This is a genomic window from Streptomyces sp. NPDC048018 (genome assembly GCF_043202995.1).
Taxonomy (GTDB): Bacteria; Actinomycetota; Actinomycetes; order Streptomycetales; family Streptomycetaceae; genus Streptomyces.
This window is the reverse complement of sequence record NZ_JBIDBK010000006.1, coordinates 158,033-176,660: the sequence shown is the minus strand read 5'-3', so window position 1 is coordinate 176,660 and position 18,628 is coordinate 158,033. Positions and strand designations below refer to the sequence as shown.

11 protein-coding genes and 1 tRNA gene are annotated in these 18,628 nt (G+C 68.8%); 3 read left to right on the top strand and 9 right to left on the bottom strand.

Features of this window, described 5'->3' with window-relative positions; all coding sequences use genetic code 11:
- Window position 1 precedes the first annotated feature (1 nt).
- From ACGF1Z_RS24035 to ACGF1Z_RS24010, 6 genes are all read right to left on the bottom strand, one after another.
- Window positions 2–2,164 carry an AIPR family protein gene (locus tag ACGF1Z_RS24035; protein ID WP_393007217.1) on the bottom strand — a complete coding sequence of 721 codons (2,163 nt, stop codon included), beginning with the start codon at window positions 2,162–2,164 and terminating at the stop codon, window positions 2–4.
- A 72-nt stretch (window positions 2,165–2,236) separates the two neighbouring features.
- On the bottom strand, window positions 2,237–3,814 hold the full coding sequence (locus ACGF1Z_RS24030) for a protein kinase (protein ID WP_393007215.1): 1,578 nt from the start codon (window positions 3,812–3,814) through the stop codon (window positions 2,237–2,239).
- 226 nt (window positions 3,815–4,040) lie between these two features.
- Complete coding sequence (locus tag ACGF1Z_RS24025) at window positions 4,041–7,235, bottom strand: type I restriction endonuclease subunit R (protein ID WP_393007213.1); 3,195 nt, start codon at window positions 7,233–7,235, stop codon at window positions 4,041–4,043.
- The gene (locus ACGF1Z_RS24020) at window positions 7,232–8,548 is read right to left on the bottom strand and encodes a restriction endonuclease subunit S (RefSeq protein WP_393007211.1); all 1,317 of its coding nucleotides are present in this window, start codon (window positions 8,546–8,548) and stop codon (window positions 7,232–7,234) included. The genes ACGF1Z_RS24025 and ACGF1Z_RS24020 overlap by 4 nt, the downstream gene beginning before the upstream one ends.
- Window positions 8,545–10,542: an N-6 DNA methylase gene (locus ACGF1Z_RS24015; RefSeq protein WP_393007209.1), complete on the bottom strand. Its 1,998-nt coding sequence runs from the start codon at window positions 10,540–10,542 to the stop codon at window positions 8,545–8,547. The genes ACGF1Z_RS24020 and ACGF1Z_RS24015 overlap by 4 nt, the downstream gene beginning before the upstream one ends.
- An 88-nt stretch (window positions 10,543–10,630) precedes the next feature.
- A complete protein-coding gene (locus ACGF1Z_RS24010; RefSeq protein ID WP_393007207.1) occupies window positions 10,631–12,787 on the bottom strand; it encodes an N-6 DNA methylase in 2,157 nt (718 codons plus the stop codon).
- 144 nt (window positions 12,788–12,931) lie between these two features.
- Here ACGF1Z_RS24010 and ACGF1Z_RS24005 point away from each other — a divergent pair, with 144 nt between their 5' ends.
- The 3 genes from ACGF1Z_RS24005 to ACGF1Z_RS23995 all read left to right on the top strand — a co-directional run bounded on the left by ACGF1Z_RS24005 (window position 12,932) and on the right by ACGF1Z_RS23995 (window position 15,808).
- Window positions 12,932–14,617 carry a DUF6119 family protein gene (locus ACGF1Z_RS24005; RefSeq protein WP_393007205.1) on the top strand — a complete coding sequence of 562 codons (1,686 nt, stop codon included), beginning with the start codon at window positions 12,932–12,934 and terminating at the stop codon, window positions 14,615–14,617.
- Window positions 14,618–15,028: 411 nt separating this feature from the next.
- Window positions 15,029–15,107: transfer RNA gene (locus tag ACGF1Z_RS24000), tRNA-OTHER, on the top strand.
- A gap of 461 nt (window positions 15,108–15,568) precedes the next feature.
- On the top strand, window positions 15,569–15,808 hold the full coding sequence (locus ACGF1Z_RS23995; protein ID WP_393007203.1) for a hypothetical protein: 240 nt from the start codon (window positions 15,569–15,571) through the stop codon (window positions 15,806–15,808).
- Between the two features lie 55 nt (window positions 15,809–15,863).
- Here the strand turns inward: ACGF1Z_RS23995 and ACGF1Z_RS23990 are convergent, their stop codons facing one another.
- The 3 genes from ACGF1Z_RS23990 to ACGF1Z_RS23980 all read right to left on the bottom strand — a co-directional run bounded on the left by ACGF1Z_RS23990 (window position 15,864) and on the right by ACGF1Z_RS23980 (window position 18,623).
- Entirely contained in the window at window positions 15,864–16,181 is a 318-nt protein-coding gene (locus ACGF1Z_RS23990; RefSeq protein WP_393007201.1) for a hypothetical protein, read from the bottom strand.
- Window positions 16,182–16,437: 256 nt separating this feature from the next.
- A complete protein-coding gene (locus ACGF1Z_RS23985) occupies window positions 16,438–17,115 on the bottom strand; it encodes a hypothetical protein (protein WP_393007199.1) in 678 nt (225 codons plus the stop codon).
- Complete coding sequence (locus ACGF1Z_RS23980) at window positions 17,112–18,623, bottom strand: hypothetical protein (RefSeq protein WP_393007197.1); 1,512 nt, start codon at window positions 18,621–18,623, stop codon at window positions 17,112–17,114. The genes ACGF1Z_RS23985 and ACGF1Z_RS23980 overlap by 4 nt, the downstream gene beginning before the upstream one ends.
- Between the last annotated feature and the right edge of the window lie 5 nt (window positions 18,624–18,628).

Below are 18,628 nucleotides of genomic sequence, written 5' to 3'. Positions count from 1 at the left end.
CCTACTCGTCGGTCTCGTCCGGCTCTTCCAGGGCGCCGAGCACACGCCAGGCCACCTCGGCGAGCGTCTCCCCGGACGTGGTGGACCACCGGGCCGTGCCCTGGTTGGCGACGGGGCGTTCCGCCCACTCGGCGAGCTCCCACATCCGGGTGATCAGACCGGACGGGGAGTACTGCCTGCCGTCGGCGGCCCACAGGATCGGCTTGGTGCGGTGGTTCACCCAGGTCGCTCGTGCCCGTCGTTCATCCTGGGCGAGCCAGTCCCGCAGCGCCTCCGCCTCCAGCGGGTAGCCTGCGGAGAGAACAAGGGGCTCGCCGTCGTCGAAGATCTTCTTGTCCACCAGGACGTGGACCGCGTTGGGCCGTCGGCGCTTCCGCTGGGGATTGACGCGCCGGTACGTGTCCGGGGTGACGATGTCGCCGTCCGCCTTGGCCATGCGAGCGAGCACATGGTCGGCGAGATCCCGGCTCCGACCGACATCGGAGCAGACCGCGCGGACCTGCGAGCGTTCGGTGAACAGTTCGTCGATGGCTGCCATGGTCATCGGCACCAGCCGCTCCAGCAGGTCCTTCGTCCGCTTCGTGGCTTCCTCGGCCCAGGTCAGCTCGGGGTCGGGTTCGCCGATGGCCTCGGTGTCGAGCAGCCGGAACACCAGATGGGTGAGGAAGTACGTCCCGTGTTCCGTGAGGGCCGCGCCGCGGCCCTGGTAGCGCTTGCGGATGTCGAGGAGGCTCCGGCGCACCTGGCGGAGCACCTGGACCGCGTTCCACAGGAGGTAGACGCCCGGCTGGGGCCGGAACAGGACGTCGTAGACACCCTGACTGCCCCGCTCCCACAGGGGGTCCAGCGAGAGGGCGATCCGGGCCGCGTACTGGCTGTCGGCATGGGCGCAGGCGAGAGCGCAGGCGGCTTCCACGACCGAGCAGCCCGACTCCTCCGGCGGGTCCAGCTCGCTGCGCCTGACGCCGTACTCCAGGTCCAGTTCGGCGCGCATCTCGTCCATGATCGCGGCCTGGACCGGGTCGAGGGCGATGAAGTCGCGTGCCTCGACGCTGTTCTGCCGGTTCGTCGCCTTGGTGGTCTCCTTGGCGAAGTGGGCGGCGCGGTTCGTCGCGATGATCCGCACGTTGATACGGGCCTCGGCTGCGGCGGCGTCCTGGGCGAGGGCGTCGGCGACGGCCCGAACCGTCTGGGCTCCGTTGACGACGCTGGCGTTGTGCAGCGTCAGCCTGATCGGCTTGCGATGGGGACTCAGGGTCGACTGTTCGGCCTTGTCCACCGCGTCGCACAGCACCGTGATGCCGTTGTTGAAGTACCAGAAGTGCGCCGGTTCCTCGGTGAGCGTCGTCATCAAGGCGTTGTTGATGGAGGTACGGCCGAGGGGGTTGCGGATGTTCAGGTTGAAGAGGTCCGGTCCCTTCCGGGCCCACTCCGCCACCTGTTCGGCATCGACCACCCCCTGGTAGGACTCGTAGAGCTCGTCCGACCCCATGCCGAACCAGGGGAACAGTTCGGCGGTGAGTACGACCGGTTCGGGGGCCTGGTCGTCCCGCACCGACCGCCAGATCTCGGGCGCCAGGATGACTTTGTGGTCGAGCACCTCACCGTACTGGTTGAACTGCTTCTCCCCATTGGCGATGGCCTGTGTGAAGCCCTCGCCCGGCGGGTCCGAGCGCATGAGGACGACGACCTGAGTGACCGGCACCGGTCCTCTGTTCATGACGGACTTGGCGTACTCGGCCAGCTGCCGGCCACGTGGGTTGAACGGCGCGTACTCCTCGTAATCGATGAGGCGCAGTCCGTCGAGCAGTTCGAGCACCGCCTTGCGGTCCGCGCCCGCCCTTCCCTCCGGGCTCCACTTGCCCTGGACGAGGTAGACGTGCGGGTCGGCGCCCTCGACCACGGCGATCGCGTCGATGCCCTGGTCGGCGTGTCCGTCGATGACGGTGGCCGCCGCGTCCTCGGGGCTGAAGCCGGTGACCATCCGTACGGCCTGCGCGGTCAGCGCCCGGGACAGCAACCGGTTCTCGTAGTCCTGACCCGAGTACTGCGCCAGGTCGCTGACGTCGAGCAGGCTCTCGTAGACCTTCTTCAGCGCGTTGCCGACCTGGCGCACCTGAGTGGCGACCTTCGTCGCGCGCTCGGTGCCCGATTCCGCCTTCATGGTTTTCCCTCCCCACGGCAGGCCGACGGCCTCGCCGCTCACAGCGATGTGCACGAGACCCCAGTCGGGGGCTCAGGATTCCTGACCGCCGGGATCCAGCCGTATCAGTGCCAGCGCCTCGGCGACCTCGCCCGTCAGCTCGTCCGTGGGCCCGTAGACGACGTTCAGGTCGGCGTGCAGCGGTTCCAGGACTACGAGGGCGTCGGCGGCGCGGCCCTGGGCGAGCAGCAGCATGCCGATGTCACGGCGCAGCTCGATGGCTTCCTCGCTGACGTCGCTGTCCACGGATCGGACGACAGCCAGCACCGATTCCAGCGCCGACAGCGCCTCCGTCACCTGGCCGAGTTCGGCACGGCAGCGGGCGGCCTGGGCCCGGCAGGCGCGGGCCCGCTCGCTGGCGAGTCCGGCGATACGGCCGTACGCGTCGGCCAGCGCGGTGAACTCGGGCAGTGCGGCCCGGTAGTCCCCGCCGAGCAACCGAATCGCCGCCCGCTGGGTCCGCAGCTCCAGCACCTGCCGGTTCTCGGTGCCGAGGGCGCGGGCGGCCGGTTCAATGACCTCGCTCAGCACCTCGGCGGCCTGCGCGAACCGCTCCTCTTCGAGAAGGGCGTCGGAGTGCGCGTACGCCTCCTTGATGTCCGCGCGGAGTTCGTCCGGTACGGGGAGGGGCGCGGGCGCCGACTCTCCCGAAGGCGCCGGGGTGACCGCCGGCCGGGGCCGGGAGCGGGGCGCGTACGGGTCGCGGAACAGCCCTGTCGGGTCCGGGGCTCCGGCCGGGCCGGTCTCGCCCGGCACCGGCTCTTGGCCGGCCTTCGGCAAGAAGGGCCGGAGCCGCTCGTACACCTCCTGGACGTCGACGGGCCGCGCCTCGGGGGCTTTGCGGAGCAGGTGCAGAACGAGTTCCTCCAGCGCGGCCGGCACGTTGGGGCGCAGCCGTCTGAGCGGGGTGGGGTCCTTGGTAACGTGCTGGTACATGAGCGCCAGCTCACTGTCCGCCTGGAACAGTGCCCGCCCGGCGAGCAGTTCGTGGAGGACGCACCCTAGCGCGTACAGGTCCGTCCGCGGGGTGACGCGCCCGCCCCGCACCTGCTCGGGCGCCATGTACTGGGACGTCCCGATCGGGCTACCAGTGGCGGTCAGTTTGGTCGCGTCGGTGCGCAGGATCGCCGCGATGCCGAAGTCCAGGACCTTCACGGTCCCGTCGTGGGCGACGAGGACGTTCCCCGGCTTCAGGTCCCGGTGGATCACGGGGACCTCGTGGGCGTGCGACAGGACGGTGGCCACCTGCGCCGCCACGGCCACGGCCCAGCTCACCGGCAGCGGCCGGGCCGGGTCCACGTAGGCGGACAGCGGGACGCCCTCCACCAGCTCCATGACCAGGAACAGGTGGTCATGGGTGTCGTCCAGGACCGCGTCGTAGACCTGCGGCACACCAGGGTGCTGGATCCGGGCCGTGATCCGGGCCTCACGCCGGAACCGCTTGGCCAGCTCGTCCGCCATCTGCGGCGAGGTGACGGCCTGGGCCCGGATGAGCTTCACGGCGACCGGCCGGTCCAGGACGGCGTCATAGCCGCGCCAGACATCGCCCATGCCGCCGTGGCTGAGCTCCTCCAGGAGTTCGTAACGCCCGGCGATCACCTGCTGCGGCACCGTGCCCCCGCCCCGTCGTATTGCTGTCGCCGACGTGGTACCCCAGGTGGTGTCGGCCGGCCCGACATGTCAGGACCAGTCTGGTGGGGTGCTGATCTTCCGTCCAGGGAGATGGGGAAGGTCTGTCAGATCTGGCCGAGAAACGTCTGTGCGTCGTGACATCGCCTGTCCTCATCGGTCCTGTGCACCGATGAGGTGCACAGGACTCAGCAGGTACCGACAAGAACTACGCAGCGTCTTCCACGCCCTCCTCGCGGCGGATCATCCGCCAAGCGGCGCGCCGGGCGCTGCGGTCGAGACTGGATTTGAAGTTCCGGTCGGAGCCGAAGTACTGGCGGCCGAGACCGGCGATGGAGTCGATGTGGTCGGCCATCTTGTCGGCGAAGACCTTGTCGAAGACCTTCCCGAAGTTGTCGACGTCGTCGTTGGCGACCGCCGCCTTCCTGACCTTGGGGTCGGCCTTCGCCTCCTCGAAGGGACGGATGACGTCCTGTTCGGTGAAGTCCGTGCCGAACTTGGCGTTGAACTTCTCGATCAGCTCGGACAGCAGCGACTTCTCGGCGTCCTTGGCGCCGCCCGTGCCGTCTCCGAAGCCCGGCATCGTCGCCGCCCCCTCGGGGGACAGCGAGACGTCGTGCTCGCCGGTCTTCTCCACCCGCAGGTGGCTGAGGTCGACCTCGCCGATGTCCACTCCCCCGTCGGCCTTGCCGCGCAGCCGGGTGAGGAGGTAGCGGCCGTAGAGGTACAGCCGCTCCAGGTCGGGGTCGTGGTAGGGAACGATCTGGGCGAGGAAGCCGTACTTGCGGACGTAGTCGTTGAGGTCGGCGCGGAAGTCCTCCGCGGTCTGGACCGCTTCGTCGTCCTCGTCGTTGTCGCGCAGGGCCTCGTACCGGGCCACGGCCGGGGAGAGCCGGCGGTACAGCTCGGCGTGCAGCTTCTCCCACGCGGCCTGTGATCCGGCGGCCTTCTCCTTCGCGCCGAAGTACGCGGCGGCGAACTCGTCCATCTCCGCTTCCGAGACGATCGGCGCGGACATGACCCGACTCTGGGCCGTGTAGAGGAGGTTCGGGTCGGAAGGGAGGGTGTTCGCCTCCTCGAAGTACGGCCGGAACGAGTCCTTGATGTCCTCGGCATCGTTGACGAAGTCCAGGACGGCAAGGTCGGCCTGGGACTTGCGGTCGGCGGTCCGGTTGAGGCGGGAGAGGGTCTGGACGGCTGCGATGCCCGTCAGCGTCTTGTTGACGTACATGGTCGTCAACAAGGGCTGGTCGAAGCCGGTCTGGTACTTCTCTGCGACCACCAGGATCCGGTACTCCGGCTGGCCCTTCGCGCCGGCCTGGACGGCCTTGTCGTCGGCTCGGGTGTACGCGAACGCCTTGGGCAGCGCGCTCTCGGACAGGCCGCCGTTCTCCTTCGGCTCGGTGGTCTCCTCGCCGTCGACGGTGAGCGAGCCGGAGAAGGCGACAAGGACTCCCAGGTCGGGATACCTGGTGTCGTAGTCCCGGTCCTTGATGTAGCTCTTGATCGCGCGGGCCATCTGGACGGCGGACTGCCGGGAGGCCGTCACGACCATGGCCTTGGCCCGGCCGCCGAGGCGGCCGCGGGTGTGGGTGACGAAGTGCTCCACGACCACCTGGGCGTGCTGGGAGACCGTGGAGTCGTGGGTGAGCGCGAACCGGGCGAGGAGGGAGTTCGCCTTGGAGGGGTCTACCTCGACCTCGTCGCGGTTCTGGTTCACCAGCTTCCAGTACGTGTTGTACGTGACGTAGTTGCGCAGGGGGTCGAGGATGAAGCCTTCCTCGATGGCCTGACGCATCGAGTACGTGTGGAAGGGGCGGTACGCCTCCTTGCCGTCCACCGTATCCGGGGTCCCGAAGAGTTCCAGGGTCTTGGCCTTGGGGGTGGCGGTGAAGGCGAAGTAGGAAAGGTTCGCGGCCCGGGAGCGCTCCAGGGCCTTCTTCTTGAGCTTGTCCGTGACGGTGACGCTGGTGGCGCCCGCTTCCTCGGAGTCGGAGTCGAGGCCGAGTTCGCGGAGAGCGGCGCGTACGGCGGTGGCAGCGTCGCCGGACTGGGAGGAGTGCGCCTCGTCCAGGATGATCGCGAAGGTCGTGCCGCTGAGCTCCGTCGGGTGGCGCTTCATGTAGTCGAGCAGCGCGGGGAACGAGTGCAGGGTGACGGTGACGATCTTGCCGGTGTCACGGGAGAGCGCGCGGGCGAGCTGTTCGCTCTTCGCGCCGTGTTTCTCGTCGATCTTCACGACCAGGCCGTCGGTCTGTGAGAACCCGCCGACCGTCTCGCGGAGCTGGGCGTCCAGGTTCCGGCGGTCGGTGATGACGATGACCTTGTCGAACACCGGTGCGCCGGGCTTGACGAAGCCGGCCGCCAGGGCCTCGGTGTCAAGGGCGCGGGGGTCGTTGTCGGCGTGCAGGTCGGAGAGGCGGTGAGCGAGCCAGCCGATGGTGTTGGACTTGCCCGATCCGGCGGAGGCCATGACCAGGTAGTTGTGCCCGGCGCCGTGGGTGGCGGCGTGGGCGGTCAGCTTCTTGACCACGTCCCACTGGTGGTAGCGGGGGAAGATCGTGGTGCGGGTGGTGCCGCCGCCGGGCGTCTTCGTCTTGTGCTGGTGCACGAACCGCTGGAGGAGATCCAGCCAGTTGTCCCGCTGCCAGACCTGCTCCCAGAGGTAGGAGGTCGCGTACTGGCCGAAGGCGGTGGGCGCGGGGTTCCCGGCGCCACCGGGGCGGCCGGGGCCCTCGGATCCGGTGTTGAAGGGCAGGAAACGGGTGTTCTTGCCCTTGAGGGTGGTCGTGACGAAGACCAAATCCGGGTCGACGGCGAAGTTGGCGATGACCCGGCGAGTGAAGATCAGTTCGGTGGGATCGCGGTCGGTCCGGTACTGGTCCATGGCGTGCTCGACGCCCTGACCGGTGAGGGGGTTCTTCAGCTCGGCGGTGGCGATGGGGATGCCGTTGAGGAAGAGGGTCAGGTCGAGGCGGTTGTGCCAGTCGCGCTGCTTGGTGGCGTACGGGAGCTCGCGGACGACGGTGAGGCGGTTGGCCCGGTAGCCGTCGAGGACGGAGTCGTCCGGGACGAGGTTTGGCTTGAAGTAGGCGACGCGGAGGCGTACGCCGCGGTCCTTCACGCCGTTCCGGAGGACGTGGAGCAGCCCGTCGGTGGCGATCGCCTGGTCCAGGCGCCGAGCGAAGCCACGCTGGGCCTCGTCCGCGTCGCCGTAGACGGTGCGGAGCCCGTGCCACTCCTCGGCCTGGGTCTTCCCGAGGAACTCGAACAGTTCCTGGGTGTCCAGACCGAGGTCGGGCTGATAGCCGGCGGGGCTGGCCTCGCGCCAGCCGCGCGTGGTCATGGCGGTGACTATGGCGTCGCCGAAGGCGGACTCGCGGTGGACGGGGCCGTTGCTCATGCGGTGATTCCCTCCGTGACGTTGCGTCCGCTGGCAGTGGAGACGTCGAACTGGCCGGTTACGGCGGCGGCGATAAGGGCTTGGCGTCGCTCGGTAAGAAGTGCATTAGAACGCCGGATGGCGTTCTGCAACCTGGCACCCGGCTGAACCTCACGCTCAACGGTTCGGACGATTTCCGCCTGCTCATCCCGCGGCGGCACTGGTGCACTGAGAGCCAGAAAGGATTCCGGGTACAAGCGAAGACGAGATGTCCAGACACCCTTCGAATAGCGAGTCATCTCGCAGACATACTCAGGCGTTCGATACAAAAGGTCAAAGTACTCAGGAACCATGTCCTGCGACGTAAAGCGATATACCCCATACGCCGGACTCACAATGCCTTCGTGGCTGGACACTCCAAGCGCACCCATCCAAGCCCAGAGCGTGTTGATGACCAGGTCGCCGGGGCGGCAGATCTTGTAGCCGACCATGGACTCGGCCTTGAACATGAAAACGTTCTTCTCGCTTCGAGGGGTCACACCTGTGAGGTGAGACACCGTGAGGAGCTCTTCTTCTCCACCTTCTGACAGATCCACGATCTCGCGCAGGAAGTTCTTGTTACGCGTGACGGTCCAATGCTCCGGAACGGGGCCGAGCGGGCCGACCCCACTGTCGCGCAGCGAATATTCACCCCCCAACCCACGCAGGCAAAGCTGACTGATGAGAGACACTCGCCGCTCATCGATACTCGCCGAGGCCTTCTCCTTCGCGAAAACGATCCTGTCGATCCGGGAGGTTTCGGCGTCGAGGAAGTCAGCGATGCGGCGCTGCTCCTCAAGCGGGGGCAGCGGAACGGGTGCATCACCCAGCCGGTCCCTGTTGAGCTCGATCTGATTTGTCGCGCCAACTACGAGGGCCGCGTAGATGTAATGATAGAACGGCATTGAACTAAGCCAGTAGTAAACGAACCGCGAATCCAGTTGGTTAGCCTCAGCGCGCGCTACCGTGACGTGACTGTCGGCCATGCAGGGAATCTCATCCGGCGCACCAGTGAAATAACCAACCCGGCCAAGCGTTCCGGTTCCCGTGGAATTAATCAGCACGTCTCCGGGATGGAGAGCCCCCTTAAGCGACAACGGATCGCCCGCGAAGTCATGGAACCGCGTGCGTGACCAGTCAAGACCACCGGCTTGGTTCGCAGCCTGACTGATGGCGCGAACCGGACCATCGTCGACGTAGTTAGGCCCCGAACCACGGTTGAGCACACTAGTCACGTGCTTCAGCGGTGCTGCTGCCCAACCACTCGGCAGCCCGATGCCCAGTACCTCGCTCATTCCGTCACCTCCCCCAGCAGCTCCTGAATCTCCGCCTCCAGCGCCTTCAACTCCGCGTCGATCTCCGCCAGCGGCCTTGGCGGCTCGTATACGTAAAAGTGCCGCGTGAACGGGATCTCGTAGCCGATCTTCGTCTTCGTGTGGTCGATCCACGCGTCCGGCACGTGCGGCAGCACCTCGCGCTTCAGGTACTCCTCGACGTCCTCGCCCAACGGCACGTTCTCGTAGTCCCGCAGCTCCGCGTCCGGCTCCGGCTCCGGCTCACCCTTGACGAGCTGCACCTCGCCCTCGGAATCCCGGACGCCCACCGCGTCCCGCAGCGCCTTCGCAAAGGGGGCGCCCGTCGGCCACAGCAGGCCCGCCGCTACCACCGCGTCCTTCAAGGCCACCAGCGCGTCGGACTTCTTCGACCATGTCGAGCCCAGCAGCGTACGCACAGCCGCCACGAACGACTCCGCGTCCGGCAGCTTCTGGACCGGCTTCGCCGCTGCCAGAGCCGCCAGCGTCTCCTCCGTGACCTCGAAACGGAGCTTCAGCGGGCGCTCGACCGTGATGCGCTGGTAGCCGAAGGCCGAATTGTCGAAGACCTTGACCTTGGAGTGCTGAGGGTGCTCGGGGTCCGCCGCGACCTGGATCGCCTCGCCGTAGAGGCGCGTCACGTCCTTGATGTGCTGCTTGCCCAATTCCTTGCGCTTGTCGCCCAGCGACTTGCGCATCTTCTGGAACTGGTCGCGCGCGTCCAGCAGGATGACCTTGCCCTTGTGGTCGGGGGACTTCTTGTTGGTCAGGATCCAGAAGTACGTGGAAATGCCGGTGTTGTAGAAGAGCTGGTCCGGGAGCGCGACGATGCCCTCGAGCCAGTCGTTCTCCAGGATCCAGCGGCGAATCTCGGATTCGCCGGAGCCGGCCGCGCCGGTGAAGAGCGGAGAGCCGTTGAAGACGATGGCGATGCGGGAGCCGCCGCCGCCCTTCACGTCGACCGGCTTCATCATCGAGATCATGTGCTGGAGGAAGAGGAGTGAGCCGTCGTTGATGCGCGGCAGGCCCGCAGCGAAGCGGCCTGCCTCACCAAGGTGCTTGTGCTCGTACTCGACCTCGTCCTTGACCTTCTTCCACTCCACGCCGAATGGCGGGTTGGCCAGGAGGAAGTCGAACTTCTCGCGGCCGTGGCCGGGGTCGCTGAAGGAGTTGCCGAAGGCGATGTGCTCCGGGTCCTGGCCCTTGATCATCAGGTCGGACCGGCAGATGGCCCAGGACTCGGGGTTGAGCTCCTGCCCGTACACCTCCACCGTGGCGTCGGGGTTGTGCTTCCTGATGAACTCCTCGGCCGCCGACAGCATGCCGCCCGTGCCGCAGGCCGGGTCCATGACGGTGCGGACCGCGCCCGGAATGGTGAGCGCGTCGCCGTCCGGCTCGATCAGCAGGTTCACCATGAGCTTGATGACCTCGCGAGGCGTGAAGTGCTCACCGGCGGTCTCGTTGGACTGCTCCGCGAAGCGGCGGATCAGCTCCTCGAAGATGTAGCCCATGTTGTGGTTGGGCACGTTCTTCGGGTGCAGGTCCAGGTCGGTGAACTTCCCGATGACCTTGTAGAGCAGGTCGGCGCCGTCCAGCCGCTTGATCTGCTGGGCGAACTCGTATTTGTCGAGGACCTCGCGGGCGTTGTCCGAGAAGGCGCCCACGTACTTCTGCAGAAGGACCGCGGCGTTCCTGGGGTCGCCCGCGATCTTCTTCAGGGTCAGGTCGCTCTTGTTGTAGAAGGAGTGCCCCGAGGCGCGGCGGAGGAAGTGGTCGGTGTCGAGGTCCTGGCCCTCGAAGCGGGCCACGGTCTCCACGACCTTGTCGCGGGTGGGCTCCAGGACGCATTCCAGGCGGCGCAGCACCGTGAACGGCAGGATGACCTTGCCGTAGTCGGACTGCTTGTAGTCACCGCGCAGGAGGTCGGCGACGGACCAGGCGTGGTTCGCCAGTTCCGTGTGCTTACTGCTGTTCAAGGGGTTCCCCGGTTTCCTTCCGAACCGTCCCGCCCAACCGGAGCGGGTGCGGACAAGTGTGGTCGATGGGAGTGCGTACGAGTCGGGTTCAGGACGGATCGGCGTCCGCCGGAGTCCCGGACGGCAGGAGCGCGCCGCCCGTGAGACCGTCCGCCAGCAGAGCCGCCGTCTCTTCCGCGAGCCGCGCCGCCCGACGCGCCCGCGCACGTAGCTCGTGGACGTGCCGGAACGCCTCTCCGTAACGGCGCTGTTCGCCCAGGGGCAGCAGCGGGACCCGCAGCCGGCCCGGAGCGACGTGCAGGACGGTGCTGCCGGTGGAGGCGCCCGCGATGTTCTCCGCCGAGCCGATGAAACCGGCGAGGAACCAGGAGTCCAGGCGGGCCGGATCGGGGCGCAGGAGATGGACCTGGGGGCCGAGGAGCGCACCCGCGTCCATCTCGTCGGCCACGCGGGCCATCGGCCCCGTACCGCCCACAATCGCCCGTACGAGGACGTCGCCCGCGGCGATCACCGGGGCGGGAGCCAGGGAGTGGAGGTCCGCCGGGTCGCCGGTCGGGCCCGTACCGCGGGCGATGTCGGCCCCGGTGAGCACTGGCGCCCCTGGGGCGGAGGAAGCGCCGTCCGGCTCCGGCCCCTTGGTGTCCGCCACGGTACGGAGCAGGGTCAGCGCCCCGCCCCTGGTGAGATCGGAGGCGGTGGCCGTGCGCCATTCCCGGGGCGAGCCGCCGGGTTCGGACCGGCCGGCGAGGTCCGCCGCGTCGAGGAGACGGCGGGCCGCCTCTGTCAGCTCGCGGCGGCCTGTCTCCGTACGGGTGAACAGCTCGGCGGGATCGACGTCCGTGCGCGAGATGCGGACCTGGCGGGCCGGGGTGAGGTCGACGAGGTCGTCGAGGAGGTCGAGGACCGGCACCGCACGCGCGGTGCCGGGCTCGGCCGTGAACCGATCCGGGTCGGCGGTGAAGGCGTGCCAGTGGGAGAGGGTCCGGGCAGTCAGGCCGACCCAGTCGACGGGGGCACGGGAGGAGCCCGTACGCGGCGCGCCCGTCGCCTGTCCCCCCGTACTCGACGAGGGTGTCCCGGCCGTGTCGACGAACAGCACCGCCTTGCGCTCCGGGCCGCCCGGCTCGGGCCGCTGAAGTACCCACAGCTGCAGGCCCACGTGGAGCGGCGCCGCCGCCCCGGCCGGGAGGGCGAGCACGGCCCGCACAGCGCCACTGCGCACCAGCTCGGCCCTGACGCGGCGCCCGGCGGGGCGGGAGGCGGTGGCCGGAGGCAGGATCAGTACGGCCCAGCCGCCGGGAGCGAGGTGAGCGAGGCAGTGCTGCACCCAGGCGAGCTCGGACTCGGACCGGCCGGGCACGCCGTACGCCCAGCGCGGGTCGTAGGCGAGCTCGTCGTGGCCCCACTCACGGTCTCCGTACGGCGGGTTGCACACCACCGCGTCCGCCTTCAGATCATCGAAGCAGTCAGCGCGCAGGCTGTCCCCGACGCGTACGGTGACCTCGGCCCGCGGGGCGGTGAGGCTCAGCCCGACGGCGGCGCGCTGAGCCTGTACGGGCACGGAGTCCTGGCCGAGGAGGGTGGTGGCGCCGCACTCGGCGGCGGCCGCCAGCAGCGCGCCGCTGCCGCAGGCCGGATCAAGCACACGCTCGACCCCGGCGGGGAGCAGGGCGGCGACCAGGCGCGCCAGGGGTTCCGGGGTTCCGTGGACGCCGGTCGCGGCGCTGTCCTCCAGTTCCCTTTCGGCCAGCACCGTCAGCGCGGCCTGACCGCCTTCCTCGCGTACGCAGCGAAGGAGCGCGCGCAGGACAGGGCCGTCCGCGGCGGAGAAGACGGGACTCGGGGGCGTCGGACCGGGGAGCGAGGCCAGGGGCCCGGCCACCTCTTCAGCGGCGCGATCGGCGAGCTCGGCGTCCGTGAGGTCAGCCAGCGCCGCCCTCTCGTCCGGGGAGCGGCGGGCGAGGGTGAGAACGAAGCCGATGCGGCCGGTCGTCCCATCCGGGTCGGGCGCGTGGAAGCGGACCGCCGTGCGCAGTTCCTCCCGCGGGTCGGCAGCCTGCGAGTGCCCGCGCGTGCCGAGCCATTCTCGTACCGCTCCAAGATCGTAGAGCGGACTCGTCTCGGTGCCGGCGGACGGGGCGGGGAAGTCGGCGTGTCGTCGGCGCCAGTTGCTGACCGTGGCCCGGGTGACACCGGCGATGCGCGAGATCTCCGCGGCTGTCACATGGGCTGTTGTCTCTGACATGGCCTGCCGGCACCTCTCCTCAGGGCGAACAGCTCACACAGTACACCAGAAGCCAAACGAAGATTAATGTTTGACAGTGCTTTCACCAGACCATCTACTGAACGCAGCTATCACTGGCCTCACCCCGCAACCCCAGGAGCCACCGTGCCACTCGACCCGACCCGCACCCACAGCCCTGCCACCCCCCTCAAGACCCGGCACAGCACCCTCTACCTGCTCCGGAACACAGGCGCGTCTCCCTCCGACCTGCGCGCCGCGCTCAATGGCAGGTACGAGCGTGATCACTCCTTCGTCATGGAGGACGTGATCACCGCAGGCACTCCCGCGCTCTTGTGTCACGGGGTGATCGGCCGCCACCGTCCGCCCGACTGGGCGTCGGCTGTGCACGTCCTCACCGGGCGCAAGCCGCCTGTGGAGAACCGCACGTCGGCATGCGCGCTGCTCCTCCCCGTAGCCGACGACGTCTTCGCCCTCACCTTCGGCATGGGGCACCTCCTGCTGGATCAGAGCAGGATCTCCCCCGGCTTCGGGTTCGACTTCGTCTTGCGCGCCGCGCAGCCCGACGCCATCCGCCAGGTCACACACAGTCTGATGGACGCCAGAGGACGCACGGACCGGAGCTCGGCCGCCCAGGGGCAGCACATCCGCGCGTTCCCCATCGAGGAGTACGGCGAAGTGGTCAGCCGACTGGTCGGCACCCTGAGCTCGACGGAGCTCACGATCGGCAAGCGCAGTCGGCGCACGGCTCAGGTCGCCGGTACGGACGCCCTGAAGATCCATCTCGGTGCGGAGCCCGAGAACCTGCTTCACGACCTCACACAGATCCGGGCGATCCTCGCCCGCCGGTCTCCGGCACCCGAATTCGAGGCGATCGCTCGCGTTCGACCGCTCAAAAGCGGAGACCCACGGCGCAGCGTCCTGGAGGCCCGCCTGGACGATCTGCTGGGCGCCTCGGCGGACACCGGATCGCTCGCTCTGGCCGTCCCCGCGGCCTGCCTCGACCAGGAGGACGCCGCACTTTCCTACCAGGTGAAGGTCGGACCCGTCCGCCGGCTCATGGCTTCTCCGGCGATCGACGACATCCTGGAGCTACTCGACGGCATCCCTCCCGGCAGGCGCCTCGAAGCCCTGTCCGCGGGCTACATACAGATGCATCGTGACGAGGAGGGCACCGACCCGGTGAGTGCCCAGGTGAAGGCCCACAAGTGGATCACGGCCGAGATCCCGCTCGACGCCAGCCGCTACTTCCACCACGAGGGACGCTGGTTCGAGATCGGGGACCAGTACCTGGAGGGCATCAGGAGCGAGGTCGACACCCTGCTCACCACACCAGCCGACTGTCCCCTGCCGGCCTGGACGACCGACCTCACGACGGAGGAGGAGTACAACCTGGTGGCGTCGAAGCACGGTTACCTCTGCCTGGATCGTCGGCTCATCCGGACCGCCCAGCATCCGCACGGCTTCGAGGCCGCGGACCTGCTCTCCGAGGACGGGACCCTGATCCACGTCAAGAGGGTCGCCTCCTCGGCGCCGCTGAGCCACCTCTTCGCCCAGGGCAGGGTCTCCGCCGACGCCCTGCGCTTCGATGCCGAGGCGCGCGCCGAGTTCGCCCGGCGCGCGCAGGAAAGGCACCCGGGGCACGCTGTCGGCGAGGACTTCACCCCGCGGAAGGTCGTCTACGCCATCTCGCTCAAGAGCGGCAAGGCCCTGACGACGAAGAACCTGTTCACCTTCGCCCAGGTGTCCCTGCTCCAGGCGGCCCGGGCGCTGCGTGCGCAGGGCATCGACGTGGCAGTAGTCGGCATTTCGTCGCCGAACGCCGACTACTGAGCCGCACCGCGTCACCCACGCTGCCGCATCGCGTGCCGCCTTCACAGGCCGGGGGCGTCGGCAGCACCGCCGTCCGCCTTACATCCGTCCCGGCATGAGACGGTGCCACGCTGGCCCCCTCGCCGAGCAACTGGGTGACAGCATCATCCTGGATGCCCGAGCGGACCAGTCCACCGTTCATAGACCACGTTGCCCGGCCTGGCCGGCGAGCGGGGCGGCCAGCAGATGAAGCGGCCTGGTCGGCGAAGGCGAGCCACTGACCGTCATGGGCGTCCGTGTGTCGCGGTCGCCCACCAGGCCGCGTGACCCGACCTCAACACGACTGACCCCAACACAGAATGATAACCAAGTAGGACATTTCATTTTCGCGGGACATGTGTGGGACAAGGCGCCTGACGGTACATCAGCAATGCCTCTGAACTGCGAAGAACGCCGGAAACACCGACGGCCTCCGGAGCCGTGTGCGCAGGTTCGAATCCTGCCGGGGGCACTCCAGTTCGGACAGCGTGATCAAGCCGCTGACCTGCTGAAGTGCCGAAGACGAAGGGTCGGACTCAGTCTCACTGAGTCCGACCCTTCGTCGTTATGTGTCACTGGTTGCGCTCAGCGGGAGCCCGGAGACGACGGAGGCCCGGAACGGGGCCCAGGGCCTCGGGCGTCGGAGCGATGCGGTCCGGCTGGTCGGCGGCCCGGAGTCGGCAGACGAGCGTGATCTGCTGAAGCTGGCCATCTGCGCACTACCCAAGAAGAGTTCCCGGGAACTGCGCACCATCGTGCAGAGTCTTGACCTGCTCATCCTCGAAGGTCCCGACGCCCATCCGTACGAGCCACCTCCCCATCACTGGTGGCGGATCGCTTTCCGACTCGTCCCAGCACCTTCCGGCGATCAGCAAGCGGTGGGCGTCCGGCTGGGCGCGGCTCCTGCGAGATCTCGTTCGGTAGCCTGTCGGCATGCTTCCGGAGCCGCGCAGCCGTGAGGAACTCGTCGCCTTCCTTCGTGACCTGCACGACGAGTTCCGTGCCCGTGGCCACGAGTGGGAGAACAACACCCTGGACTCGTTCCTCGAAGCCCTGGCTGCGTGCGTTGACGACTGCCCGGGCTTGTACCGCCGCTCGGGAGATCCCGCTCCGCCGGACGGAGACTGGACCTTCATGGCCCGGGCGCTCAGGGCAGCCACCCTCTACGAGTAGACGGAGGGCGGCAGCCTGACCGAGTCCTCTTCGCGCCTTCGGCAGGGTCGGTGGGTCAACCCCGGAGCTCTCGCACCAAGGTGTCGTTCCCGTCGCGCAGTTCCAGCGTGTACGCGAAGCCGAACGACGTGAGGAGCTGCGCCAAGTCGTCGAGGCGCGCGGGGTCCACGGCTCCGTTGAGCAGGATGTCCGGGCCGTCGACGGGATCGACCTCCAGCCGACACCAACCGGTTTCCACCTCGTAGCCGTACCAGGACGACGAACGAGAGCGCCAGCCCGTTCGGGCGAAGCGGGCGGTCACGGCGGTGGCGTCGTGACGGTCGTGCAGGATGCCGCACACGTTGTTGCCCAGGTCGGTCCAGGGTGTGGTCAACGGTCGTTCCCCCCGGTAGCCGGTGGCTGGTCGGTCCCGGGCCGGGGCCGGTCGGCCGGGATCGAACAGTACCTCGCGGTTGGCCACGGATGCTGCGGTCCGAGGAGACTCCGACCGGCCTCCGTGGGGGGCGCTGGTCACGGCGGTGAGTCGGGCGTCGGGGCCGTGCCGTCGGTGGAGGCGTACGTGCTCGGGCACCCCCGCGGGCAGCCGGCCGGCGAGGGGCCGGGGCTGCCCTGTGCGGCTGGGCCGCTCGTCAGTTCGGTGAGGGGGACGGGGGGACCGGGAGGGGGCTGATGCCCGGTTCGTAGTGGGCTCGGAGGTAGAGGCGGGTGCGGTCCGGGGCGTACTCATGGGCGTAGAGGCGGACGCAGCGCCCCTCGGACGTGTCGTACGCGTCGGGTGAGCCGAACGGGTCCTCGGACGTCGGGGAGGGGGAGCCGGTGGCCGTGCCCGGGCAGACGTAGCCGTAGCGGACGCCGTCCCTGAGGGTCTCCGGCTCCGGCAGGCCGAAGTGGGCGAAGTCGTGGGGCTTGACCTCGGTCGGGGCCGTGGGCTCCAGCCATCTGCCCTTCGGCGGGTTCGCCTTCAGGTAGGTCTCGGCCTCGGACCGGGTCAGCGTGAAGGTGAGCAGGCCCGTGTCGAAGCGCGACGTGATCTCGTACGCCGCCTTGGGCGACTGCGCCGTGGCCGGCACCGGGAGGCCCATCTGCCGGCTCATCCACTCCGGCGTGATGCCCTCGGCCCAGGTGGAGTCCGTCGTCCGGCCCGGCGCGTGGGTGCCGCCCGTGGTGGTGCGTCCGCCGCCGGCGCCGCTGCCGCCCGGGTCGCCGCATCCCGCCACGCCGAGGGCGACCGCCGTCGCACCGGCCGCGGCCCACGCCACCAGCCGTCCGCGGCCCGCGCGGCTGCTGTTCGTCCGCGGTCGGCTCATCGGACGACCCCCGTCCTCGGACCCCCGGTCGTCCGGTCCTGCTGTTGCTCTCGGCCGGGGTTCATCCGTCCGTCCCTGCTCTCTTCCGGACCCGGGAGCGGGTCGTTGTTGGGCGCCGCGGAGCCCAGGTCGTAGTGCTTCACGGTGCTGCTGCCGGACATGTCGAACTCCTGGGCGAGCCCCACCCGGTGCAGCTTGGCCATCTGCCCGTCGGGGATCTCCATCGGGCCGACCTTGACGCCCTTGCCCTCGTCCCAGTTGTAGCGGTCCCAGACGTTGGCCTGGTAGTCGATGCCGATCCTGGGGTTGCCGTGGGCGTCGGGAACGGCGGTCACGACGCCGGTGACGTTCGAGTTGGCGCCGCCCACCGCGTAGAACCAGTTCTGGTCGGTCTCCTGGGTGAAGTAGAAGCCCTCCGGCGCCTTCGCCTCCACCGGGAAGGCGACCGGCTTGCCGCCGTTCCTCCGGAACTCTTCCAGGGCCTGCTTGCGCCAGTCGTCCTGGTTCACGCGGACGATGTCGTCGACGTACGACGCGAAGCCGGGCACGTCCGTCATCATCTTGTCCACGGGCAGGTTCATGGGGCTGCCGCTGTTGCCCAGGTAGTGCGCCATGTGGCGGGACGCGTCCGTCATGCCCTTCCAGTCGGCGCCCTCCGCCAGGAGCTTCATCTTCTGTTCGGTGGCCCATTCCTCGAAGCCCGGCGACTCGGAGCCGTGCCTTCCCGCGCCGGCGTCCGCCGCGATCTGCGGCATCGTCGGGCTGAGGATGCCCGCCGCCATCAGGTCGTCCTTCTGCGCGAGCCACAGCTGGGCCCGCGCCTCCGGGCTCAGGGAGTCCCACAGGCGACGGAGCTCCGCCCGCTGCTGCGGGTTCGCGTCCTTCCCGAGACCGGCGAGTTCGTTCGCGCGCGGCAGCTGCTCCTCGTCCAGGGAGGTGTACCGGGCGTGGCCCGCGTTCTGCGGGTCGTTGCCGTGGCTCTTGCCGAGGGCGCGTACGGCTGCCGCGTCGACCTCGGCGGCGTGCTGGACGATGCCGGTGAGGGTGTCCGCGTACCAGCGGATGCGGTCCTTGGTCCGCTGGTCCGTGCCCTCCGGGGTGCACATCTTCTCGGAGACGCGGACGGTGCCGTGGGGGCCGTCGAAGACCAGGAGCCCGGGGTCGGGCGGATTGTGGGACGGGTCCCCCTGGCCGGCCGACTCGGTGAGGGTTCGCGCCTGCTTCTGGTAGCGCGTGAGCTCGCTGTGGGCATCGGCCAGGACGTTCGCGATGCTTTCCGCCTCCTTCTGGAGGTCGGAGAACTCCTTGGCGGTCTTTCCGACGAACTCCCGCGTCACGGTGGCGTTGACGCCCTGCCAGCGCGCCGCGTCGGCCTTCCTGGCCAGTCCGTCGCGGACGTCGGTGGCGAGCTTGGCCAGGTCGCCGGCCATGGTCTTCCAGTCGGTCGCCGCGGTCCCCAGCTTCGTGAGGTCCAGCGCCATGAGGTCCGAATAGGAGAAGTCACCCATGATTC

What these genes read in the sequence shown, in the direction of transcription:
- ACGF1Z_RS23985 (WP_393007199.1), bottom strand. Translation starts at nt 17,115, where the DNA reads ATGAGCCGACCGCGGACGAACAGCAGCCGCGCGGGCCGCGGACGGCTG.
- ACGF1Z_RS23980 (WP_393007197.1), bottom strand. Translation starts at nt 18,623, where the DNA reads ATGGGTGACTTCTCCTATTCGGACCTCATGGCGCTGGACCTCACGAAG.
- ACGF1Z_RS24020 (WP_393007211.1), bottom strand. Translation starts at nt 8,548, where the DNA reads ATGAGCGAGGTACTGGGCATCGGGCTGCCGAGTGGTTGGGCAGCAGCA.
- ACGF1Z_RS24010 (WP_393007207.1), bottom strand. Translation starts at nt 12,787, where the DNA reads ATGTCAGAGACAACAGCCCATGTGACAGCCGCGGAGATCTCGCGCATC.
- ACGF1Z_RS23995 (WP_393007203.1), top strand. Translation starts at nt 15,569, where the DNA reads ATGCTTCCGGAGCCGCGCAGCCGTGAGGAACTCGTCGCCTTCCTTCGT.
- ACGF1Z_RS24025 (WP_393007213.1), bottom strand. Translation starts at nt 7,235, where the DNA reads ATGAGCAACGGCCCCGTCCACCGCGAGTCCGCCTTCGGCGACGCCATA.
- ACGF1Z_RS24035 (WP_393007217.1), bottom strand. Translation starts at nt 2,164, where the DNA reads ATGAAGGCGGAATCGGGCACCGAGCGCGCGACGAAGGTCGCCACTCAG.